Source organism: Phenylobacterium sp. P4_E10 (assembly GCF_056401675.1).
In genome coordinates this window covers 23,128-44,190 of sequence record NZ_JBFUIW010000022.1, presented here as the reverse complement: position 1 = coordinate 44,190, position 21,063 = coordinate 23,128, and the positions used below count along the sequence as shown (strand labels likewise).

21 protein-coding genes are annotated in these 21,063 nt (G+C 67.9%); 4 read left to right on the top strand and 17 right to left on the bottom strand.

All coding sequences use genetic code 11. From position 1 onward, the window contains the following. Positions 1-47 precede the first annotated feature (47 nt). The 7 genes from hisG to pgi form a co-directional block, all read right to left on the bottom strand. Positions 48-998 carry an ATP phosphoribosyltransferase gene (gene hisG, locus AC1DQJ_RS19520; protein WP_477606386.1) on the bottom strand — a complete coding sequence of 317 codons (951 nt, stop codon included), beginning with the start codon at positions 996-998 and terminating at the stop codon, positions 48-50. After that, a complete protein-coding gene (locus tag AC1DQJ_RS19515; protein WP_477606384.1) occupies positions 995-2,128 on the bottom strand; it encodes an ATP phosphoribosyltransferase regulatory subunit in 1,134 nt (377 codons plus the stop codon). The genes hisG and AC1DQJ_RS19515 overlap by 4 nt, the downstream gene beginning before the upstream one ends. After that, on the bottom strand, positions 2,125-3,594 hold the full coding sequence (gene hisS / locus AC1DQJ_RS19510) for a histidine--tRNA ligase (RefSeq protein ID WP_477606382.1): 1,470 nt from the start codon (positions 3,592-3,594) through the stop codon (positions 2,125-2,127). The genes AC1DQJ_RS19515 and hisS overlap by 4 nt, the downstream gene beginning before the upstream one ends. A 319-nt stretch (positions 3,595-3,913) precedes the next feature. Next, positions 3,914-4,561: a glutathione S-transferase family protein gene (locus AC1DQJ_RS19505; protein WP_477606380.1), complete on the bottom strand. Its 648-nt coding sequence runs from the start codon at positions 4,559-4,561 to the stop codon at positions 3,914-3,916. 2 nt (positions 4,562-4,563) lie between these two features. Next, positions 4,564-5,034 (bottom strand): SRPBCC family protein, encoded by a 471-nt coding sequence (locus tag AC1DQJ_RS19500; RefSeq protein ID WP_477606378.1) that lies wholly within the window; start codon positions 5,032-5,034, stop codon positions 4,564-4,566. Next, the gene (locus AC1DQJ_RS19495; protein ID WP_477606408.1) at positions 5,018-5,371 is read right to left on the bottom strand and encodes an ArsR/SmtB family transcription factor; all 354 of its coding nucleotides are present in this window, start codon (positions 5,369-5,371) and stop codon (positions 5,018-5,020) included. Before AC1DQJ_RS19495 ends, AC1DQJ_RS19500 begins: the two co-directional genes overlap by 17 nt. A gap of 79 nt (positions 5,372-5,450) precedes the next feature. Next, positions 5,451-7,067, bottom strand: a complete 1,617-nt coding sequence (pgi, locus tag AC1DQJ_RS19490) for a glucose-6-phosphate isomerase (RefSeq protein ID WP_477606376.1) — start codon at positions 7,065-7,067, stop codon at positions 5,451-5,453. An 83-nt stretch (positions 7,068-7,150) separates the two neighbouring features. Here pgi and AC1DQJ_RS19485 point away from each other — a divergent pair, with 83 nt between their 5' ends. Beyond that, complete coding sequence (locus AC1DQJ_RS19485) at positions 7,151-7,603, top strand: hypothetical protein (RefSeq protein ID WP_477606374.1); 453 nt, start codon at positions 7,151-7,153, stop codon at positions 7,601-7,603. Between the two features lie 3 nt (positions 7,604-7,606). Here AC1DQJ_RS19485 and AC1DQJ_RS19480 read toward each other — a convergent pair whose 3' ends face one another. The 4 genes from AC1DQJ_RS19480 to AC1DQJ_RS19465 form a co-directional block, all read right to left on the bottom strand. Further along, positions 7,607-8,218, bottom strand: a complete 612-nt coding sequence (locus AC1DQJ_RS19480; protein ID WP_477606372.1) for a thioredoxin family protein — start codon at positions 8,216-8,218, stop codon at positions 7,607-7,609. An 18-nt stretch (positions 8,219-8,236) separates the two neighbouring features. After that, entirely contained in the window at positions 8,237-10,363 is a 2,127-nt protein-coding gene (locus AC1DQJ_RS19475) for a protein-disulfide reductase DsbD family protein (protein ID WP_477606370.1), read from the bottom strand. Between the two features lie 80 nt (positions 10,364-10,443). Continuing rightward, positions 10,444-10,737, bottom strand: a complete 294-nt coding sequence (locus tag AC1DQJ_RS19470) for a hypothetical protein (protein ID WP_477606368.1) — start codon at positions 10,735-10,737, stop codon at positions 10,444-10,446. Between the two features lie 44 nt (positions 10,738-10,781). Beyond that, positions 10,782-11,354 carry a GNAT family N-acetyltransferase gene (locus tag AC1DQJ_RS19465; RefSeq protein WP_477606366.1) on the bottom strand — a complete coding sequence of 191 codons (573 nt, stop codon included), beginning with the start codon at positions 11,352-11,354 and terminating at the stop codon, positions 10,782-10,784. Between the two features lie 133 nt (positions 11,355-11,487). On the opposite strand from AC1DQJ_RS19465, the gene AC1DQJ_RS19460 reads away from it, so the two are divergent. Continuing rightward, entirely contained in the window at positions 11,488-11,880 is a 393-nt protein-coding gene (locus AC1DQJ_RS19460) for an acyl dehydratase (protein ID WP_477606364.1), read from the top strand. A 63-nt stretch (positions 11,881-11,943) separates the two neighbouring features. Here AC1DQJ_RS19460 and AC1DQJ_RS19455 read toward each other — a convergent pair whose 3' ends face one another. Next, positions 11,944-12,741, bottom strand: coding sequence for a SapC family protein (locus AC1DQJ_RS19455; protein WP_477606362.1), 798 nt, complete (start codon positions 12,739-12,741; stop codon positions 11,944-11,946). Between the two features lie 211 nt (positions 12,742-12,952). Between AC1DQJ_RS19455 and AC1DQJ_RS19450 the strand changes: the two genes are divergently transcribed. After that, complete coding sequence (locus tag AC1DQJ_RS19450) at positions 12,953-13,834, top strand: MaoC/PaaZ C-terminal domain-containing protein (protein ID WP_477606360.1); 882 nt, start codon at positions 12,953-12,955, stop codon at positions 13,832-13,834. Positions 13,835-13,909: 75 nt separating this feature from the next. Beyond that, positions 13,910-14,707 (top strand): acid phosphatase, encoded by a 798-nt coding sequence (locus tag AC1DQJ_RS19445; RefSeq protein ID WP_477606358.1) that lies wholly within the window; start codon positions 13,910-13,912, stop codon positions 14,705-14,707. Here the strand turns inward: AC1DQJ_RS19445 and AC1DQJ_RS19440 are convergent. From AC1DQJ_RS19440 to AC1DQJ_RS19420, 5 genes are all read right to left on the bottom strand, one after another. Continuing rightward, the gene (locus AC1DQJ_RS19440; protein WP_477606356.1) at positions 14,704-15,237 is read right to left on the bottom strand and encodes a GNAT family N-acetyltransferase; all 534 of its coding nucleotides are present in this window, start codon (positions 15,235-15,237) and stop codon (positions 14,704-14,706) included. The two genes, AC1DQJ_RS19445 and AC1DQJ_RS19440, sit on opposite strands and share 4 nt — an antisense overlap. Next, entirely contained in the window at positions 15,234-15,764 is a 531-nt protein-coding gene (locus tag AC1DQJ_RS19435) for a GNAT family N-acetyltransferase (protein ID WP_477606354.1), read from the bottom strand. The genes AC1DQJ_RS19440 and AC1DQJ_RS19435 overlap by 4 nt, the downstream gene beginning before the upstream one ends. 13 nt (positions 15,765-15,777) lie before the next feature. After that, the gene (gene aguB, locus AC1DQJ_RS19430) at positions 15,778-16,656 is read right to left on the bottom strand and encodes an N-carbamoylputrescine amidase (protein WP_477606352.1); all 879 of its coding nucleotides are present in this window, start codon (positions 16,654-16,656) and stop codon (positions 15,778-15,780) included. Then, positions 16,656-17,645, bottom strand: coding sequence for an agmatine deiminase family protein (locus tag AC1DQJ_RS19425; protein ID WP_477606350.1), 990 nt, complete (start codon positions 17,643-17,645; stop codon positions 16,656-16,658). Before AC1DQJ_RS19425 ends, aguB begins: the two co-directional genes overlap by 1 nt. A 130-nt stretch (positions 17,646-17,775) precedes the next feature. Then, positions 17,776-21,039 (bottom strand): TonB-dependent receptor, encoded by a 3,264-nt coding sequence (locus AC1DQJ_RS19420; RefSeq protein WP_477606348.1) that lies wholly within the window; start codon positions 21,037-21,039, stop codon positions 17,776-17,778. Between the last annotated feature and the right edge of the window lie 24 nt (positions 21,040-21,063).

Sequence of the window (21,063 nt, the reverse complement as noted above, 5' to 3'; positions counted from 1 at the left end):
GAGGAGGATTTTTTGTTGGCGTCAGGCGAATCTTTTTGACGATTTTGTCAATTTCGCACCCGCCTGCGTAGTTCATTTGCAGAGACACAACCAACTTCATAGACGAAATCAGGGCGCGAAGCGGTAACCGGTCCGATTCCCGCAGCGGTCAGCGCCATCGAAGCGTGCGCCACCTGCCCGACCGGGGCGAGAAGACCGTTCGGGCGACGGCTGGCGCCGGCGGCGACCAGCGCCTCGACGACGGGCGTTTCGCGCGGATCCGACGGCCAGATCAGGGTCGCGCTGTCGTGCGCAGCGGCCCGGGCCTCAATGATCCGCAGCAGCCGTTCGGCGGCGGCCAACTGGTCTTCGCTCCAGTCGGCGCGCAGGGACGCCGTCAACTGAGCCTGGCTCTTGAGGATCACCCCGTCGGCCAGGACCTTCAGGCCATTGGCCACCAGGGTCGCGCCGGTAGTGGTGATGTCGACCACCAGTTCGGCCGAGCCTGCAGCGGGCGCGCCTTCGGTGGCGCCGCCGGACTCGGTGATCCGATAGTCGGCGACCCCATGCCGCGCGAAGAAGGTGCGGGTCTGCGCGAGGTACTTGGTCGCGACCCGCATGCGGCGGCCGGAGCGGGCCAACAGGTGGTGTCCGACCTCCTCAAGGTCGGCCATGGTCTCGACGTCGATCCAGCTCTTGGGCACGGCGACGACGAGGTCAGCGCGGCCGAAGCCCAACGGCCGAAGCAGCAGGACGCGGGCGTCGACGTCGCCGCCTCGCTCACGCAGCAGGTCCTCGCCGGTGACGCCCAGATGGACTTCGCCGGCGTCCAGGGCTTCGGCAATGTCGCCGGCCGAGAGCAGGCGAACCTGCACGCCCTCGACGCCCTTCAGCTCGGCCATGTAGCCGCGCGATCCTCCGGCCACGGACAGCTTCAGTCCGCAGTCGGCGAGCCACTCTTCGACCTGCTCTTTCAGACGTCCCTTGGACGGGACCGCCAGGATGAGGGGCTGGCTCAAGATTCACCTCCCGCCCAGGCCCGCCAGGGCCGGATCATGCAACCGATGGCTCGCGCTTCGGCGCTCGCGCCCAGACGCGCCGGGAGGCTGTCATAGCGGCCTCCCACGGCAATGGCCTGCTCAGGGTCCAGGGCTTGCGAGCGGATCTCGAAGGTCAGGCCGTCGTAATAGTCGAAGGCGTGGCCGAGCGCGGCGGCGAAGCGGATGCGTTCAAGCGGCACTCCGGCGGCGGCAAGCATTTGCAGCCGCTGATCCCAATCGGCCAGGGCCGCGTCGAGGGTCCCGCCCCCGGCGGCGGCGCGCACGGCCGCGAAGGCCGCGGCCGGCGCGTCCTCGATGGCCAGGAAGCGGCGAATGCGCTCGGCCTGGTCAGGCGTCAGGGCCGGCGCGCGGGCCGCCTCGGCGCGGCCGATCAGGCGCTGGGCGATCTCGGCAGGGCCACGGCCGCCAACCGGATCGATCCCAGCCAGCGCCCAGACTTCTTCCAGCACCTTGGCGGCGTCGGCTTCGGAGAGCCCCGACAGCAGGTCGGCAAGCTGTCCGCCGCCGACCGCGGCGCGGGGCGCCTCGCCGGCTCTGGCCAATTCGGCGGCCAGCAGGCGCGGGCGGGCGGCGACGCGCTTCATCCGCGCCGCGAGCGGCTCGGCCAGTCCCAACGAGTCGATGAAGGCCGAGAAGAGCGCGATATCGCCCAGCCAGAGCGACAGGTCCTGACGACCGCCGGCCTGGGCTGCGGACCAGGCCAGAGCGGTGATCTCTGCGTCAGCCTGGAAGCTGGAGGCGCCGGCCTCGTCGAACCGCTCCAGACCGATCTGGCGGAACTCGTCGGGTCGTTCGACGTCGGACGAGGCGCGGAAGGCCTTGCCCTCATAAAAATAGCGGCCGGAGGTCCGGCCGCTTTCCAGGTGCTGGCGCACCACTGGGACGGTGAAGTCGGGACGCAGGCAGGCCTCCTGCCCGCCCTCCGACTGCACCACGAACAGCCGCGCGCGCATGGCCTCGCCGGCCAGCTCGAGCAGCAGCCCCAGCGGCTGCAGGATCGGCGCGTCGACCAGTTCGGCGCCCTCGCCCAGGAACGGGGCGCGGATTGCGGCTAGCGCATCGACGGGAACGGCGGGCTCGGACCTCATTGATCGGCCTCGATGATCCTGCGGACGGCGGCGACCAGTTCGCTGCGGTCGATGGTCTGCTGGCCCGGACGCTGCTCGCGCCACTCGGCGTTGTCGGTGACCCCGGCCGAGAGTGCGCGGCCAAGGTCGAGGTCCTTGATCGTGACCTTGCCGGCCGCGATCTCGTCGCCGCCCAACATGATGGCGGCCGGCGCCATGCGGCGGTCGGCGTACTTCATCTGGGCCTTCATGCCGGCCGAGCCGAGATAGACCTCGGCCGGGATACCGGCGTTGCGCAGCTCCCCGACCACCGAGAAGTAGTGGGCCATGTCGTCGGGGGTGAAGGCAATGACCACCACCGGGCCGCGGGTCGCGCCGCCGAGGTCGCGGCCGGCGGCGCGCAGGGCCGAGATCAGCCGCGACACCCCGAACGAGAAGCCGGTAGCCGGAACCTGCTCGCCGGTGAAGCGAGCAACCAGGTCATCATAGCGCCCGCCGCCGCCGATCGAGCCGAAACGGACCGCCCGGCCCTTCTCGTCCTTGGTCTGCAGCAGCAGCTCGGCCTCGAAGACCGCGCCGGTGTAGTACTCGAGACCGCGGACGATGGACGGATCGAAGACCGCGCGGTCGAGACCGACGCCCAGGCTGGTCAGCGCCTGGTTGATCGCCGCCAGTTCAGCCAGGCCGGCGTCGCCTTCCTCAGATCCGCCGATGATGTCGGCGATCTTGTCGAGGGTTTCGCTGCGTCCGCCCACGCCGGCCGCGGTGAAGGCCAGCACCGCCTCCGCGCCCGCGGCATTGAGGCCCGCGCCCTTGGTGAAGGCGCCGGACTCGTCCTTGCGCCCTTCGCCCAGCAACAGGCGCACGCCGTCGGGGCCCAGGCGGTCGAGCTTGTCGACGGCCCGCAGCACGGCGAGCTTCTGGCCGTCGTCCTTCACGCCCGCGGTGGCCAGCAGGCCGTTCAGGAGCTTTCGGTTGTTGATCTTGATGACCGCCGAGCCGGTCGGCAGGCCGGCAGCCTCCAGCCCCTCGACCGCCATGGCGATAATCTCGGCGTCCGCCTCGGGGCGGGCCGAGCCGACAGTATCGGCGTCGCACTGGGTGAACTCGCGGAAGCGGCCGGGACCCGGCTTCTCGTTGCGCCAGACCGTGCCGAAGGCGTAGCGGCGGAAGGGCTTGGGCAGGCCCTCCTTGGTCTCAGCCACGAACCGGGCCAGCGGCGCGGTCAAATCGTAGCGCAGCGCCATCCACTGCTCGTCGTCGTCCTGCAGGGCGAAGACGCCCTCATTGGGACGGTCGGCGTCGGGCAGGAACTTGCCGAGGGCGTCGGCGTACTCGAAGGCCCCGGTGTCGAAGGCCTCGAAGCCGTAGCGTTCGTAGACGGCGGAGACCTTGGCCAGGATCTGGCGCTCAGCGGCCAGGTCACGGGCGCGGCGGTCGTTGAATCCGCGCGGGGCGCGGGCCTCTGGGCGGGGAGCGTCGGTCATGGCGCTCGCCTAAAGGCTTGCATCGCGCGCGGCAAGGCGCGGCTGCGTTTGGAGGGCGGAGGAAGGGTCCATGCGTCAAAGTCCTGTCGAAGGCTTCGGTGACGGATGGAGCCGGAAGAACGAGCCCCATCCGCTGGTGCGGGAGGCTCGGGCAGGGTCGCTTTAGGCCATGCGATCCCGGCCGATCCCGCAGAGCGAGGTCGGATGGTGATGGCCGTGATGGTGCGAAACCCGGGTCATGTTGAGGCGGGTCATATCGGCAAAGTGTGAAGAAGGCGAGTCGGGACCACGCGGCGCCGGTGCGCGTGGTCCCGAGGCGTCAGGCCGGCGGATCGCCGGTGAAGTCGGCCATCTGCGCGGCCAGGGCCGCCTTGAACGCCGGGCGCGCCTCGCAGCGGGTCTGGTAGGCGGCCAGGTTCGCATGTTCGGCCACCAGGTCGGTTTGGCGCAGATTGCGCAGCACCGTGGTCATCATCAGGTCGCCGGCGGTGAAACGGCCTTCCAGATAGTCGCGGCCGTCGAGATGCTCGGAGAGCTGGGTCAGGCGTAGGCGCACATAGGCCTGCGCATCGGGGCGGCGGGCCTTGGCCCAGTCCGCCTGCGCGTTGAATAGGTCGATGTCGGCCAGCCCCTGGACCGCCGGCTCGAGGGAGTTGAGCGCGGCGAACACCCAGCTCGTCGCCCGGCCGCGCCCTGCCTCGTCCGGCGGCATCAGCGCGTCGGAACGGTGCGCGATGTGCAGGACGATGGCGCCGGACTCGAACAGCACCAAATCCTTCTCCCGATAGGCCGGCACCTGGGCGAACGGCTGCAGCGCACGATAGGCGTCACTGGCCTGCTCCGTGAAGTCGATGGGCCTGGAGCGATAGGGCAGGCCCGCCTCCTCCAGCGCCCAGCGGACGCGCAGGTCCTTGACCAGGCCGCGAGCGAGGGGCGGCACCCACTTGAAGGCGGAAATCTCGATCATGGTCAGGACTCCTGAGCGAGGTAGGCGGCCAGCTTATCGAGCAGCGAACTCCAGCCTCCGACGTGGGAATCGCGGGCCTCAACCGTGGCGAACGAAGTCTGATGGAAGCGGAACAAGGTGCGGCCGCCGGCCAGCCGCCCGAACGTGACAGTGACGGTGTGGTCGCGCACATCCATGGCCCCGTCCCCCCAGCCGAAGCTCATCACGATGCGCTCGTCCGGCACGATTTCCTTGTAGGCGCCCTCCATCCAGTGATCGCCGCCCTTCTCGTCGCGGATGCAGGCGCGGTAGCCGCCGCCGACGCGGAAGTCCTGCTCGAAGGTCGTGGTGATGAAGTCCTTCGGGCCCCACCAGCGCATCAGGTGCTCGGGCTTGGTCCAGACCTCAAAGACCAGCTCTGGCGGGGCTTCGAAGATGCGCTCGATGAGCAGTTCGTCGTCCTGGAGGACAGCGGCGTTAGTCGTCGCGCTCATGATCCTTGGCCTCCTTGGCCTGAAGTTCGGCGAGATATTCTTCCATGCGATCGAAGCTCGCGTCCCAGAACCGGCGGTACTCGTCGATCCATCCGGCCGCAGCCTTCAGCGGCTCCGCCTTCAACTGACAGGGACGCCACTGCGCCTCACGGGTGCGGGCGATAAGGCCGGCGTGCTCGAGCACCTTGAGGTGGCGCGAGATGGCCGGCAGGCTGATGTCGAACGGCTCCGCCAGATCCGAGACCGAAGCCTCGCCCAGGGCCAGGCGAGCGAGGATCGCGCGCCGGGTCGGGTCGGCCAGGGCCTGGAAGGTGGTGCTGAGCGGGTCAGGGGACATCTGCATTTAACGATCTAGCTAATTAACATTTTCGTTAAATATCGATCATGGCAGATCGTCAAGCGCGAAGAGTCGCGCTTCAGCGCTTCAGGCGGGCGACCAGGGCGGCGGTGGAAGGGTCGTGGGCGGCAGGCGCGGCGCCCTCCAGCTCCTTGAGGATGCGGGAGGCCAGGGTCTTGCCCAGTTCCACCCCCCACTGGTCGAAGCTGTTGATCCGCCACAGCACGCCTTCGACGAAAGTCTTGTGCTCATAGAGCGCGATCAGGGCGCCGAGCGCATGCGGCGTCAGTTTCTGCAGCAGGATGAAGCTGGAGGGACGGTCACCGTGGAAGGTCTTCTGCGGCGCCAGCACGTCGACGGCGGCGGGGGTCATGCCCTGCGCGGCCAGTTCGGCCCGGACTTCGCTCTCGGGCTTGCCGACCATCAGGGCCTCGGCCTGGGCGATGGCGTTGGCCAGCAACTTGGTCTGGTTCGCCGCCTCGCCCTCGGCCGCCTGCGCGACGGCGACAATGTCCAGCGGGATGATGTCCGCGCCCTGGTGCATCATCTGGAAGAAGGCGTGCTGGACGTTGGCGCCCGCGTCGCCAAATACGGCGGCGGCAGTGGCGCGGGCGACCGGGCGGCCGTCGACGTCGGTCTGCTTGCCGTTCGACTCCATCTCCAGCTGCTGCAGGAAGTTGGGCAGCAGGCGCAGGCGTTGGGCGTAGGGCACGACCGCGCGGATCGGCCGGCGCAGACCGTTGCGGTTGAAGATATGCGCCAGGGCCAGCAGCACCGGGGCGTTGGCCTCCAGCGGCGCGGAGCGGAAATGGCCGTCCATGGCGTAGGCGCCGGCCAGGAACGCCTCGAACACCTCGGCGCCGAGCGCGATGGCGCAGGAGAGCCCCACCGCCGACCACACCGAGTAGCGGCCGCCGACCCAATCGCGGAAACCGAAGATCTGGTCAGCTGGGACGCCGAACGCCTGGGCGACTTCGGGAGCGGCCGAGACCGCCAGCAGGTGGGCGTCGCCGGCCTCTCCCAGCGCGACGCGAAGCCAGGCGCGAGCCACCTCGGCGTTGGCGATGGTCTCCTGGGTAGTGAAGGTCTTGGACACGACCACCACCAGGGTGGCGGCCGGATCGAGGCCGTCGAGCGCCAGGGCCATGTCGGCCGGGTCGACATTGGCGGCGAAGCGCAGCTCGATCGGCGGCGAGAGCGGGCGCAGCGCCTCCCACACCAGTCGCGGCCCGAAGTCCGAGCCGCCGATGCCGATATGGACGATGGCGCTGAAGGGCTTACCGGTGGCGCCGCGCTTCTCGCCCAAGCGGACGGCGTCGGCCAGGGCGGCGATGGCTTGGCGGGTGGCGTCGATCTCGACGGAGACCGCCGCGCCCTTGGCCTTGAAGTCGGAGCCCCTCGGCGCGCGCAGCGCCATGTGCAGGGCGGCGCGATCCTCGGAGGGGTTCACCGCCTCACCGGCGAACTGGCGCTCGCGCGCCTGCTCGATCCCGCCGGCGCGGGCAAGGTCCAGGGCGACGTCCAGATCAGACAGCGACCAGGGCTGCTTGGAAAGGTCCAGGAGGATCTCGGGCGCCTCGACCACCAGCCGCGCAAGGCGGTCGGGTTCGGCGGCGAACAGGTTCGCGATGCGGCGATCCCCGGCGTCCTGGGCGGCGGCTTCGAGCTGACGCCAGGCGGCGGCGAGATCGGTCATGCGTAACCCTTCCGACGTTTGGTAGCGGCCCGTTTACCGTATCGGCGTTAGCAAAAGGCGCCTCGCCTGTCTTGGGCGATTCGATGAGCCCGAGTTCGATGTCCTGCAGCGCCGCCGCGATGATTTCCGCCCTCTGGCTGGCCGCCGCGCCGACCGGCGCAGCGACGATAATCGCCCCGCCGGCCGTCGTCTCCACAGAGCCGCTGTTCGCCGACATCGTTAGCCGGGCCGGTGCCCTGAAGGCCGAGGTCGAGGCGTTCAAGGGCGGCACGGCGCCCATCCCCGCCGCCTTCAAGCAGAGGGTCGGCGAGCTGGCCGCCCTGGACATGGAGGGCCATCGGGCGCTGGCCGCGCGCAATCTCGACGGCGACCTCAAGTGCATTCTGCGCGGGATCGCCGAGGACCTGCCGCTGAAGCTCAAGGCGCTGGAAACCGCGTCCACGGCCAAGGACCGCGACATCGCCGTCGCCGACATGGGCTACCTGCTCAACGACAATGTCGAGGTGATCACCGCGCCGCCGCAGGCGCCGGTCTAGGACCTACTCCGAGTACTTGATCGAGCAACCGTAGGGCTTGCTGACCGCGGTCGCCACAGGCCTGCCCGCATCGATGTCCGACAGCGCCGCCGAGACGTAGTTCTTGGCGCCCTTGAGCGTCGAGGAATCAGCTGACGGCTTGTCGTCGATGCCGCCCATGTAGGCGAGCTTGCCGGTCTTATCGACGATGTACATGTGCGGGGTGGTCTTGGCCTCGTAGGCGTGGCCGACCTGACCGGCGGGGTCGAGCAGCAGGGCCGTCGAGCCCGCGCCCGTGGAGGTCTTCCAGGTCTTGGCTTCAGGCGGCGAGACGTAGCCCTGCTTGCCTGGCGCCGAGGAGATCAAGGTCAACCAGACCACGCCGTCCTGCGTCGCGCCCTTCTGCAGGCCCTGCATGTTTCCGGACTTGTAGTGCTTCTGGACATAGGGGCAGCCGGCGTTGGTCCATTCGAGGACCACGGTCTTGCCTTTGAACTCAGACAACGAACGGGTCTTGCCGTCGCCGTCCTTGGCGGTGAAGGCCGGGGCCGGCTGGCCGATGGCCGGAGCGGCGAGCGTCGGCGCCGCAACGGCGAGTGTGGCGGCCGCCGCCAGGGCGAAGGAACGGAAGATCATCAGGCGCCTCCAAAGGGATTAGCGGGCCTGGGCGTCCTTCAAAGCTTGGACCACCAAGCCCTCGGTGAGGATCTGCGGCAGGATAACGCCCTCACCGCCCTTCGCGCCATAGACGAGGTAGAGCGGCACACCAGCCCGCCCGTGCTTGGCGAGTTCGGCCTCGATCACCGCATCCTTCCGGGTCCAGTCGGCCTTCAGATAGACCGCGCCGGTGTCCTTGAAGGCGTCGGCCACGGCCTGGCTGGTGAGGGCGACTTTCTCATTTACCTGGCAGGTGACGCACCAGGCGGCGGTGAAGTTGACGAAGACCGGCTTGCCCGAGGCCTGGGCGGCGGCGAGCTTCTCGGGGCTGTAGGCTTCGTAGGGCACGGCGGCCTTGCCGCCGCCTTCCGCTGCGACCGCGACGCCAGGCTCGCCGTAGTTCGGCCAGACGGCGGCCAGAGCCGCGACGAGGGTCAGCACCGCGCCGGCGGCGGCCATGGCCAGCGGCCGTCCGCCACCCGCATGACGGCGCTGCGCGGCCCCCAGCAGCCAGGCGCCGAGACCCAGCACCACCGCGGCGGCGAGCACGCGGGCCAGGGCGGCGTCGCCCGCCTGCAGGGTCAGCACCCAGACCAGCCAGGCGGCCGCGCCGTACATCGGGAAGGCCAGCAGCTTCTTGAAGACGTCCATCCACGGCCCGGGCTTGGGCAGCCGGGTCAGCAAGCCGGGCACGAAGGCGGCCAGGGCGAAGGGCGCAGCGAAGCCGAGGCCGAGGGCCAGGAACACGGCGATGGCGGCCGGCGCGCTCTGGGTCAGCGCCCAGCCGAGCGCAGGCGCCATGAAAGGCGCGGTGCACGGGGCAGCGACAACCACGGCCAGGGCGCCGGTGAAGAAGGCGCCGGCCAGGCCGCGCTTGCCCGCCAGGCCCGTGCCGACGCCCTGCAAGGAGGAGCCGACCTCGAACACGCCCGAGAGGTTGAGTGCGACCGCCAGCATCAAGAGGGCTAGGCCGGCGACCACCGGGGGCGACTGCAGCTGGAAGCCCCAGCCCACCGCCGCGCCGCCGGCGCGGACCGCGATCAGGGAGACGGCCAGCGCCAGGAAGGTGGCCAGCACCCCGACCAGGAAGGCCAGGCCCTGTCCCTGAGCGGCGCGCCGCTCGTGCGCGTGGCCGGCGAGGGAGGCGGCCTTCATCGCCAGGATAGGGAAGACGCACGGCATCAAGTTCAGGATCAACCCGCCGAGGAAGGCGAAGGCCACGGCCAGCGGCAGGCCGAGCGCGTCGCCACCCCTCGCCTTGGCCGGGGGCGGCCCGAGGCCCGAAGCGCCGGGCGCCAGCGCGCCCTCAGCGGCGGTGACCTCATAGGCCTTGCCGCCGATGGTCAGCACTCCGGACAGGGCCTTGGGCGGCTGCGGCTGCTGGAAGGCGTAGCCCGGCGTCAGGCCCAGGGTGAGCCCGTCCGGGCCGCGCTCGATCGGCTGCGGCTTGGCATGATCGATGGCGGTGGAATCGAAGGGGAAGAAGTAGGCGTCGGAGAGATCCGCTCCCTTCAGCGCCTCGCCGGTGATCGCCAGGGCCAGCATCGGTCCCTGCTTGGCGAAGGCGCCGGTCAGCGCGCCCGGCGTGGGGGTGGCGGCCAGAGCCGCGGCGATCGGGCCGCTCCACTGCGGGTTCGGCGCGGCCAGGCCATCTTTCACCGGCAGCGAGAGCGTGAGCGCGGCGTCCTCCGGGACGCAGATCTCCTCGCAGACCAGGAAGGAGGCGGCGGCCTTCAGGGTGACGGTATCGCCGGGCCGGGCGTTGGCCGGCGCGGTGATCGGCACCGCCAGCAGCACCTCGTCCTGGTAGCCATAGTTCATCAGCGGGCCGGTCGGCTGCCGCTTGGGCGCGGGCCAGACGATGTCGCCCGCGGTCCAGCCGGGCGGCAGCGTCCAGGCGATGCGGGTCGCCTCACCGCTGTCGCCCGAATTGCGCCAGTAGGTGTGCCAGCCCTTGTCGATCTTCTGGCGCAGGGCGACGTAGGTCGTGGAGCCGGGCGCTATGGACTGGTCGCGGGCGACCAGCTCGGCGACGAGGTGACCGGTGTCGACCGGCTCGGCGCTCGCCGGGATTGCCCAGACAAGGGTCAAAGCCGCCAGCAACTTGGCGAAAAGGCGCGTCATCCGGTCATCCCGATCAGGTCCGCTTGCTATATGGCCCGGCCACGCGGTTCCGCAAAGCGACGCTGGCGCCGCGGAGAGGCCTAGCCCTCGGCCAGGGCCAGCCAGCGGCGCGGCCACCTCCAGCCCAGGGGGCGGACTTCACCCGGCTTGAGGGCCAGCGATTTCACAGTCTTGGGCGAGAGCGGTCCAACCACATGCACCGGTTCCAGCCCCTTCACCGGGCTGGCGGCGACGCCGCCGATCAGCATGGCGCGGTCGATGGCGGTCCACTCGGCCTTGGCGCGGTCCTCATGACCGACGGCGAAAAAATGCCGGATCGGCGTGGACTCCCCCGCCAACTCGACCATCACCCCGATCAGCCAGCCATTGCTCATCTTCGCGCTATAGCACCGCCCAGGGCCCGGTGAAGATGGCGATCTCACCGATGGCGACGAAGCCCCGCACGGCGCTCCCATTGGTGGCGGCTGATCGCGTATTCGACGTCGCCGTACTCGCCTCCCGCGATCACCTCAGGCCAGTCGTCGAAGAAGCTGCGCACGAAGCTTAGGCCGGCTTTCTCCATCACCCGCCGCGAGGCCAAATTGACGCTCATGGTCTTGGCGAAGAGTTCGGCCACGCCGAGCTCACGGAAGGCCTTGTCGACCAGAGCGGTCGCACCTTCGCTGGCTAGTCCTCGGCCCCATGCCATGCGCCGCAGACGATAGCCGAGCTCCACGTCGTTCGGGCCGCGATCAGAGACTGGCCGCAGCGAGAACCAACCGAGGAACTCTCCGCTGGTGCGATCCTCCGCCGCCCATGTCCAGGTCTTCAGAAAGCCGGACGAGGCGGTCATGGCCGCAAGCTTCACGGCGACGTCCTCGCGCGACGTCGCACGCCCCCCATTGAGGTAGCGCATGACTTCGGGGTCGCTGTCGAGCGCCACAAGGTTGTCGAGATCGTCGGCGGCAACGGGGCGCAGGGCCAGACGCTCGGTGGTCAGGAAATAGGCCATGGCCCCTCCTTCCTCCGTCAACCCGCCGGGAGGGCCTATACTCTGGCCCAAGTGTTGCATGGCCACACTCGACTTGTCGTCTTCAGCCGCCACTATCGGCGAATCAGCGATTTTCCGAACTGGAGTGCGTTCAGTGCCCGCGTCCTTCGATGACATCGAAATGGGTCAGGTGGTCTCGCTGGGAGAAATCCCGGTCGAACCGGCTGCGCTCGAGGCCTTCATCGCCGCCTTCGCGCCCGGCTGGCCGCTGGAGCGGGGCGCGCCCGACGCCATGGTCTACGCGCTCTGGTGCCGGCTGGACGCCGCTTCGGCGCTGGAATGGCCGCAGACCAAACGGCTGGGCGTTGACGCCCTGCGTTGGGCCCGCAATCCGCCCGCCGGCGAGCTGCTGCGCGGCCGCATGACGGTGATGGGGAAGGATCCGGTCGGCGACGGCAAGGGCATTGTCATCGCCCAGCACGACCTGCTCGACGAGGACGGCCGTCTGGTCTTCTCGTGCCTGACCCGCAGCGTCTTCGCTCGATAGCCCCAAATAAGAACGGCGGGCCCGCGAAGGCCCGCCGCTTTGAAGTTCATGCTGCCCAGTGCCTTAGGCGTTGGCGGCTTCCGGCTGCTGCGCTTGGCGCACCATGGCCAGGGCGATCAGACGATCCCAGCCGGCCAGCGAGACCAGGTGGGCGTAGATCTGGGCCAGGGCGCCATTCTCGCGCAGCTCCAGGTACTTCTCGGAGGGCAGCTCGTTGAGCTTGGTTTCCGAGACGCCGAAGTACTCGGCGATGGTTTGGGGCTCGCCGGCGCTGCCGTCCGGGTTGGTCGGGGTGAAGATGGCCTTCTTCGTTTCGAAGAGGTCCAGGTCCTTCAGCAGCTGAACGAAGCTCTGGGTGCGCTGACGCTCGACCTCGTAGTCGTTGCAGAAATTGATGCAGTTCTGCGTGTACTCGGTCGGCTTGCCGTCCTCGTCGAAGAACTTCATGTCGCCGCCTTCGACGATGAACTCAGCGGCGCGGTCGATGCACAGAATCATCTGGCCGGCCGAGCTGTCATTGGCGAACACGAACGGATAGCGGCGGATATAGGCCGGCACGTAGACGCCCGCCTCGAACAGGCCTTCCTCGGTCAGGAACATGTTCTGGCCGGGGTTCAGACCCATGACTGCCAGCGGGATCTTTTCGTCGCCAACGAAGATGATCGGACCGCAAAGCGCCGACACGCCGAACTCGGTCACGGTCAGCGGGACCGCATGGCCTTCCTTGGCGAACTTGAACGGCCCGGGGACGCTTTTGACGCCGAGGGTCTTATGCAAATCGACCGAAAGCGGCTCCGGCTTGGAATAGAACAGCACGTTGCCGGTGATCTGGCCCGGGCTGGATTGGTTTTGGGTCGCCATGAAATACCTTCGATGATCCTGGGCGATTGATGTGCGTGCGCGAGCGGGCGGTTCTTTTGGCTTTGCGCGCCGTCTCGGCGAGGTCCGCGCTTCTACCTGATCGGGCGAAGGGCGGCAAACTGCTTGGCGGGCGCTTGCTTCGGTGAAGCCGAACCGCTTCAATTCGTCTCATTCGATCAAGCCGCCAAGGCGACATACCGGAGGATATATTTTGGCTATCTTTTATCCCGACATTCTCGATCAGAAGACCGCGCCCAGGACTTTCACCTACGGCGACAAGGACGTCATGCTCTACGCCCTGGGCGTCGGCATGGGCCAGGACCCCATGAACGAGACGGAGCTGCCGTTCGTCTACGAGAAGGGTCTGAAGGTCATCCCGACCGCCGCCACCGTGCTGGCTTCCGGCATGCGCGGCGCCGCCGGGCCGGCCCCGGAGATGCCCGCCGGCCACCGCCCCAGCCAGATCAATTTCCTGATGGTCGTGCACGGCGAACAAAAGGTCGAGCTGCACAAGCCGCTCACCGCTGGCGGCACCTACACCGCCCAAGGCCGCACAGCCGGCGCCTATGACAAAGGCGAAGGCAAGGGCGCGGTCATCATCAACGAGACCATCTGGACCGACGAGAAGGGCGAGAAGGTCGCCACCCTGACCGGCTCCACCTTCGCCCGCGGCGACGGCGGCTTCGGCGGCCCGTCGGAAGGCGCTCCGGAACCGCACGTGGTCCCGACCCGCGCGCCGGACATCTCGGTGGACTTCACCACCCGCGAGGACCAGGCCCTGCTCTACCGCCTGAACGGCGACCGCAACCCGCTGCACTCCGATCCGGACATCGCCCGCAAGGCCGGTTTCCCGCGTCCGATCCTGCACGGGCTGTGCACCTACGGCATCACCTGCCGCGCGGTGCTGCAGGCGATCACCAACTTCGATCCGGACCAAATCTACTCGCACCAGGCGCGGTTCTCGGCCCCCGTATTCCCCGGCGACACAATCACCGTCGACCTCTGGAAGGACGGCAAGAACATTTCGTTCGAGGCCCGTGTGAAGGAACGCAACGCTACGGTCATCAAGAACGGCCTGACGGTGCTGCGCTAAGCATTGTTGTCACTCTGGAGCCCCAAGCGCGGGCTCCAGGGTGATTTCCGCCGCCTCGTGATCTAGAGAGACGGCATGACCCGTAGCTTGACCATACTGGCCGGCATGGCGATGGCCGCTGGCCTCGCCGCCTGCGCCGCGACCACAACCGCCGAAGCGCCGCCCGTCGACGAAAGCCTCGTCGCGCCGCTCAATCCGATTCCGACCACGCTGATTGGCTATCTGCAGCCAGGCGACCTCGACGGCGCGAGCCTGCTCGGCCCGCCGCCGGCCCCAGACAGCCTGACCGGCCGCGCCGACCGCGCCCGCTACGAAGAGACCCGAGCGCTGGAGGGATCACCGCGCTGGAAGCAGGCGCAGACGGAGAACGACCTCTGGGGCGGCGGGGCGCTGAAGCAGTACGCCTGCAGGCTGGGCGTCTCGATCGACGAGAAGCAGACCCCCACCGCGCTGCGGGTGTTGCACCGCGTCGAGCTCGACGTGCGCACGGTCGGCAAGCCGGCCAAGGACCACTACAATCGCCCGCGACCGATGGTTGGCGACGAAAAGCCGATCTGCATTCCGCGTGAAGACTGGATGAAGACCAACGCCTCCTACCCGTCCGGCCACGCGATGACCGGCTGGGCCTGGGCGCTGATCCTGGCCGAGCTGGCCCCGCAGAAGGCCGACGCCATGCTGGCGGTGGGCAAGCAGGTCGGCGAGAGCCGGATCATCTGCGGCGTGCACTACGCCAGCGACATCGAGGCCGGTCGCACTCTGGCCGGAGCCATGGTGGCGCGCCTGCATGCCGATCCGCAGTTCCAGGCCGACATGAAGAAGGCCAGCACCGAAATCGCCCGCGCCAAGGCCGCCCCGGGCGGCTGCGCCGCCTAGGGGCGTAGCGCCCGGTAGAGCACGGTCGGCCGCATCGGATCGTCTTGTGCGTGACCGGGCCCTGGAAAGCCGCTGACCTCAGCGTCATAGGTCATGCCGAGGCGTTCCATCACCGCTCGCGAGCGCAGGTTGATCGCTGCGGTGATGCAGTCGATCTCAGGAAGATCCAGGCGCGTAAATCCGTCCTGCAGGACCGCAGTCGCCGCTTCGGTCGCGTAGCCGTGACCCCAGGCGTCGCGGGTGAGTCGCCATCCCATGTCGACAAAGGGTGGAATCGGCAGGTCTTCGAATGAGGGCATCAACCCGCAGGCCCCGATGAAGGCGCCGTCGGCACGACGTTCGATGGCGAACCGACACATGCCCAGCCGGTCGAGGGCGTCGTGTGCACGGTCCATGTAGGCCCGGGCGCGGTCGCGGGTGAGAACTCCGCCCAGCCAGCGCATGACCTCCTCGTCACGCGACATCTTGGCGAACGGCTCCAGATCCTCGTCACGCCAGCGGCGCAGGATCAGGCGTTCGGTCTCGATCATCGGCGAGCCGTATAGACGACATGGCGGTTCAGGGGATGGTCGGGCGCCAGGCGCGGATGGTCGAAGTCGCGGCCCGGGTCGGCGACCATGCCGATTTTCCGCATCACCCCCTGCGAGGCCAGATTGGTCGCGGCGGTGAAGGCTATGAACTCTTTCACGTCAATATGGATGAGGGCCCAGTCGAGGGCGGCCTTGGCGCCCTCGGTCGCCAGGCCCTGGCCCCAGGCGTCGTGGCTAAGCCGCCAGCCCATCTCGATCGCCGGTCCGACCGGCAGCGCGCCCGCCACCACATGCGTCAGGCCGATGAACCCGACCAGCCGGCCAGGGACCTTCAGCTCAGCGGCCCAGAGCCCCCAACCGTGCTGGTCGATATGGGCGTTGATGCGGTCCAGCATGGCGTCGCTGGCGGCGCGGTCGATGGCGCCGCCGAGCCAGTCGCCCACGCGCGAGTCGCCGTTCAAGGCCGCGAACGGTTCGCGGTCCTCCTCTCGGAAGCGGCGCAGGATCAGGCGCGGAGTCTCGATCATGCCCGCGAACAGATCAGGCCGGGCGCGGCCCCGTCAACGCCCCATAGAGGTCGGTGCGGCGATCGCGGAAGAAGCCCCAGGCGGCGCGGTGCGTGGCCAGGAAGTCGAGGTCGAAGCTCGCCTGAACGATGCCTTCGTCTGCGCGGCCCAGCTCGGAGACCAGGTCCCCGCGATGGTCGGCGATGAACGACGAGCCGTAGAAGGTCTGGCCGCCATTCGGGTAGCCGTCCCAGGGTTCGAAACCGATGCGGTTGGCGCCGACCACCGGGATCACGTTGGAGACTGCGTGACCCTGCATCGCCCGCCGCCAAGGCAAGGCGGTGTCGAGGCTGGCGTCATGCGGCTCCGAGCCGATGGCGGTCGGGTAGAACAGCACCTCGGCCCCCATCAGCGCCATGGCGCGGGCGCATTCGGGGTACCACTGGTCCCAGCAGATGCCGACACCCAGGCGGCCGAACCTGCTGTCCCAGACCTTGAAGCCGGTGTCACCGGGCCGGAAGTAGTACTTCTCCATGTAGCCGGGACCGTCAGGGATGTGGCTCTTGCGATAGAGCCCCATCAGCGAGCCGTCCGCGTCGACCATGACCAGGCTGTTGAAGTAGTGCGGGCCTTCCTTCTCGAAGATCGAGATCGGCAGCACGACGCCCAGTTCTGCGGCCAGCGGGGCCAGGGCGGTGACGCACGGATGCTCGCGCCACGAATGGGCCTCGGCGAACCAGCGCTCCTCCTGGGCGACGCAGAAGTAGGGCCCCTGGAACAGCTCCGAGGGCAGGATCACCTGGGCGCCCTTGGCGGCGGCCTCGCGGATGAAGCCCTCGGTCTTCTTGATGTTGGCCGCCAGGTCCATGCCGTAGGAGGTCTGGATCGCGGCGACGTTGATGGTCCGGGCCATCAGGCGGGCTCCTGCTGAGTGATGCAGTGGAAGGATCCGCCGCCGGTCAGGATGGCGTTGGACGGCAGGGCGATCACAGTGCGGTCCGGGAAGACGGTCTGCAACGCCTGGGCCGCCAGCTCGGCCGCTTGGCCTTCCTTATAGGTCGGCATGATCACCGCGCCGTTGGCGATGATGAAGTTCATGTGGCTGGCGGGGGCGGCGCCGCCCTCGTGGCTTTCGATCCAGCCCGGCGAGGGAATGCGCACCACCTTCAGGCCGGCCTGAGACAGGCGGCGGGCGGCGTCGTCATAGGCCTCGACATTGACGTCCCCGCGGCCGAAGGCGACCGGGCAGACCGCGACGCCCGGCGCCACGAAGCGCGCCAGATTGTCGACATGGCCGTCGGTGTGGTCGTTGGCCAGGCCATCGCCCAGCCAGATGGTCCTGGTCGCGCCGAACGCGTCGGCGAAGGCGGCCTCGGCTATCGCCTGGGTCCAGCCGGGATTGCGGTTGGCGTTGAGCACGCACTGGCCGGTGGTCAGCACCGTGCCCGCCCCGTCGTGATCGACGGCGCCGCCCTCGAGAATGAAGTCGTGCGGGTTCAGCGGAACGCCGGAGGCCTGGGCGATCTGGCCGGCCACCTCGTCGTCGTGGTCGAGCTGGTACTTCCCGCCCCAACCGTTGAAGCGGAACGCCTGGGCGACGTGCCCGCTGTCCCGCAGGGCGAAGATCGGGCCGGTGTCGCGCAGCCAGATGTCGCCGAATCGGCCTGGAACGATCTCGATTCCGGAGACGTCGCCCAGCAGGCGGCGAGCGTCGGCCTCGCCGGCCGCGCTCCCGGTCAGCAGGCGAACACGCTCGCGACCGGGGCCGGCCAGGGCGCGCGCCAGGGCGGCGACTTCTTCCTGGGCCTGCGCCAGGTCTTCCTCCCAGAGCTCCTCATGGCTGGGAAAGCCCAGCCACATGGCGCGGTGCGGAGCCCATTCGGCGGGAACGAGAACAGTCATGGCGCTACCTTAGTCGAAACGAACGCGCGCAGATGGGCGGACGCAGGCCCCACGTCAAGCGACACAAAGAAAAAGGGGCGGCCCGTCGCCGAGCCGCCCCCTTCAGATCTGGCCCTAAGCCCTTGAGGGTCTAGAACTCGTAGCGGAACGAGACCTGCGCGTACCAGAGCGAGCGATCGTTGTTGATCGTCCGCGACGTCGCCGTCGAACTAAAGTTCGAATAGATGTAGCGATCGCAGGCCGTGCTGCCGGCGCCCGCCGCGACACCGGCAGCGGTGCCGCAGGCGACGTCGACCAGGCGATTGTTGCCCTGGCCGGAGCCGGTTGAGCCGTATTCCTCGACGATACCCCACTTGTTGTTCAGGAGGTTCAGGACGTTCTGCAGATCCAGAACCACCCGGAACTTGTGGCCTGCAAAGAAGCTCGGGATTTCCTGGCTGATCTGAAGATCGACCTGGTTGACGTCCGGGTTCCGGTTGAAGCCCTTCGGAACGACGCCGGTCGGCAGCTCGAAGCGCTCCACGGCCGCCTTGAAGGCGTCGCGCGTCGCGGCGTTGGCGAAAGTCACCGGGCCGACGAGCAGGTCGTTCGGATTGGTGTCCGCCGCGAAGTCCGGGACATAGAGCTGGTAAGCAGAGCGGTTGGTGCCGAACACCGTGCTACGACCGCCACCGGCGCTGGCCATGGTCATGTTGAACGGACGGCCGGAGCGGGTTTCGGCGAATAGCGAGAATCGCGTCGGCGCGCCCTGGATGAACTCGTGCCGATAGCTGACGTCCAGCTTGACGCGGTCGCGAACTTCCTCGTAGCCGCGGCCGTAGGCGTCGGTGTTGGCATTCTCGGCGGCGGCCAACTGGCTAGCGTAAAGCGAACCCGAGGTCGTGCCGAAGCGCAGACCGCTGGTGCCCTCTTCCAGGTTCTGACGAACATAGCCGAGCGAGGCGTGCAGGTCGTTGCTAAAGAAGTCGCGCGCGATGCCCACGCCGAACACGTAGCCCTGGCCGCGGTCCTCATTGGTGACCACTAGGTCGGCAGCCGCCGGGATATTGGTCCCGCTGATGCCCTGGGCGGCGCGGGCCGCGTCAGAAATCACCAGGCCGTCATAACGCGGGCGGCCATCGGGCGTGGTCTGCTGAACGCCGTTGACGAGCAGCGGTCGGACGCGCAGGTCACGATAGGCGATGGTGTCGCGGGTCTCCGTCATGACCAGATCGGCCGAGCCGGTAATCTCCCACGGCAGGTCGACCTGACCTGACAGGAAGAGCTTCCACGCCGACGGGATCTCGAAGTTCGGAGACAGGGCGATGACTTCGGAGTTCGCCGGGATGCTGGATGGGGTGACCAGGCCGGTAACCGCAGCCGGAATGTCGTAGCCGAACCGCGGATCGGCGGTGTTCACGTTGAGGGCCGCGGCGCCGATCGCCTGAGTGAAGGTCGGGGTGTTGTTCAGTTCGATGAAGCTGCCGTCCGGCTGGCGCCGGATGGTGACACCTGCGGAGGCGTACCCGGTGGTGCTGTAGACCGTGCTGATGAGCACGTCCGGAATGCCGCCGGAGAACAAGCCCAAGCCGCCGTTGATCCGATAGAAGCTGTCGGGTTCATACTTGAACGCTACCCGCGGCATGAGGATCGAGCGGCCGTCGTAGTTTTCCTGGTTGCTGAAGCCGTTCCGCGCCGTGAAGAAGGGGTTGAGGATCGGCTTGTCGTCGGTCTTGTACCAGTCGTAGCGGACGCCAGCGGTCACCTGCAGGGCGTCGGTGATGTCCAGCACATCTTGAAGATAGACGCTGTTTTGCTGGTACTTGAAGTTCGCCGCGGCGTCGTTGGGGTCGCCCGAGGGGGCGTTGCTGTAGGTCAGCTGGTTGGCACGGCCCGCCTGGAAGTCCGCGATTGAGTCGAAATAGTAGACGCCGTCGCTGTTGGGGACAAAAAGGTTTACGATTTCAAGATTCTGAGACTCGATTCCGGCCTTGAAGAGGTGCGGCCCAAACGAGTAGTTGGCCTTGGCCTGGAAGAGCAGGTTGTGGGTCTCGAGTTCATTGGCCTGACGGAAGCCGTCGGGGCCGATCCGAATGTTCGAGGCCGGGCTTTCGCAAGTGGTGAACACCCCGCCCGGATTGTCCGACGAACAGATCTGCAGTTCGCCGAACTCCTGGCCGGCCGGCGGGTTCTGACGCCGCTCGTAGTCCCGATACGAGACGCGCAACTCCGTGCTGAGCTGCTCGGTCCAGTTCGAGTTCAGTTGCCCAACGTAAGAGTAGTCTTCGTCGCCCGATAGGTACCAGTTGGAGCTCAAGCCCGCAGTCCCAGTATTGAGGTTCGGGCGAGCGGTGTTTTCCGACAAGGAGTAGCGATAGGTAAATGCGGCGCGGTGCTGCTCGTTGATGTTCCAGTCGAGCTTGGCCGAGTACTTCTCGTCGATGATCGGCGTGGAGCGCGGTATGCCGCCGGCGTCGAATTCTGTCGCGTAGGTGTTGTTCAGGATGTTGACGACCTTGTCGATCGTATCCTGGGTCACGCCGGAGATGCTGTTAGCGAAGCCGGCGCCGATCGGGCCGACCGGGACCTGCTCGGCCGTCTCGTACCGCTCGTAAGACACGGCGAAGAACAGCTTGTCCTCGATGATCGGGCCGCCAAGGAAGCCGCCATAGTTGGTCTGGGTGATGACCTGCTTGACAGGGCGATCGCGGATCGAGTCACCCACCATGCCGTCATTCAGATAGTTGACGAAGGCGGTGCCGTGGAAGTTGTTCGTGCCCGAGCGCAGCACAATGTCGATGGAGCCGCCCTGGAAGTCGCCGTTCTCCACGTCATAGGGCACGGCTTGGACGGTAAACTGCTCGACCGCGTCCAGCGAGACCGGACCGCGACGGTTCGGCAGGCCTCCGCTATTGAGGCCGAAATCGTCCTGCACCGAGGCGCCGTCGATGGTGATGCGGTTCAGTTTCGGGTTCGAACCGGCGATCGAAATACCGCCGTCGGCGTTGGTGTTCGAGGAGGTCAGCAAGTTACGGCGCGCCAAGTCGCGAATGTCGCGACTGACCGAGACGACGCTTTCGATGCTGTCGCGGTCCAGGGTGCTGGCGACGCCCGAGTTGTCTGCCTCAAGGTCGCGGGCGCCGGCCACAACCAACTCCTCGACGGCGGCGTACATGTCGATGTCCAGGCGCAGGGTTTCGCCGAGCGCCAGGTTGACGCCGGTGAGCGTCTTGGTCTCATAGCCCGCTGCGGTGACGGTGATGGTGTACGGGCCGCCAATGCGCAGGCCGCGGGCATCGAAAACGCCTTCCGCGTTCGGCACCGTGGTCACGCGGGTGCCAGACGGCGTATGCAAAAGCGTGACCGAGGCGTTGCGCACCACCGTACCGGTGTCGCCCGTGACCTGACCACGCACAGAACTCGTCGTATCCTGCGCGTA

Coding starts and splice junctions, on each gene's coding strand:
- AC1DQJ_RS19515 (WP_477606384.1), bottom strand. CDS start 2,128: ATGAGGTCCGAGCCCGCCGTTCCCGTCGATGCGCTAGCCGCAATCCGC.
- hisS (WP_477606382.1), bottom strand. CDS start 3,594: ATGACCGACGCTCCCCGCCCAGAGGCCCGCGCCCCGCGCGGATTCAAC.
- AC1DQJ_RS19505 (WP_477606380.1), bottom strand. CDS start 4,561: ATGATCGAGATTTCCGCCTTCAAGTGGGTGCCGCCCCTCGCTCGCGGC.
- AC1DQJ_RS19500 (WP_477606378.1), bottom strand. CDS start 5,034: ATGAGCGCGACGACTAACGCCGCTGTCCTCCAGGACGACGAACTGCTC.
- AC1DQJ_RS19495 (WP_477606408.1), bottom strand. CDS start 5,371: ATGTCCCCTGACCCGCTCAGCACCACCTTCCAGGCCCTGGCCGACCCG.
- pgi (WP_477606376.1), bottom strand. CDS start 7,067: ATGACCGATCTCGCCGCCGCCTGGCGTCAGCTCGAAGCCGCCGCCCAG.
- AC1DQJ_RS19485 (WP_477606374.1), top strand. CDS start 7,151: ATGAGCCCGAGTTCGATGTCCTGCAGCGCCGCCGCGATGATTTCCGCC.
- AC1DQJ_RS19480 (WP_477606372.1), bottom strand. CDS start 8,218: ATGATCTTCCGTTCCTTCGCCCTGGCGGCGGCCGCCACACTCGCCGTT.
- AC1DQJ_RS19475 (WP_477606370.1), bottom strand. CDS start 10,363: ATGACGCGCCTTTTCGCCAAGTTGCTGGCGGCTTTGACCCTTGTCTGG.
- AC1DQJ_RS19470 (WP_477606368.1), bottom strand. CDS start 10,737: ATGAGCAATGGCTGGCTGATCGGGGTGATGGTCGAGTTGGCGGGGGAG.
- AC1DQJ_RS19465 (WP_477606366.1), bottom strand. CDS start 11,354: ATGGCCTATTTCCTGACCACCGAGCGTCTGGCCCTGCGCCCCGTTGCC.
- AC1DQJ_RS19455 (WP_477606362.1), bottom strand. CDS start 12,741: ATGGCGACCCAAAACCAATCCAGCCCGGGCCAGATCACCGGCAACGTG.
- AC1DQJ_RS19445 (WP_477606358.1), top strand. CDS start 13,910: ATGACCCGTAGCTTGACCATACTGGCCGGCATGGCGATGGCCGCTGGC.
- AC1DQJ_RS19440 (WP_477606356.1), bottom strand. CDS start 15,237: ATGATCGAGACCGAACGCCTGATCCTGCGCCGCTGGCGTGACGAGGAT.
- AC1DQJ_RS19435 (WP_477606354.1), bottom strand. CDS start 15,764: ATGATCGAGACTCCGCGCCTGATCCTGCGCCGCTTCCGAGAGGAGGAC.
- aguB (WP_477606352.1), bottom strand. CDS start 16,656: ATGGCCCGGACCATCAACGTCGCCGCGATCCAGACCTCCTACGGCATG.
- AC1DQJ_RS19425 (WP_477606350.1), bottom strand. CDS start 17,645: ATGACTGTTCTCGTTCCCGCCGAATGGGCTCCGCACCGCGCCATGTGG.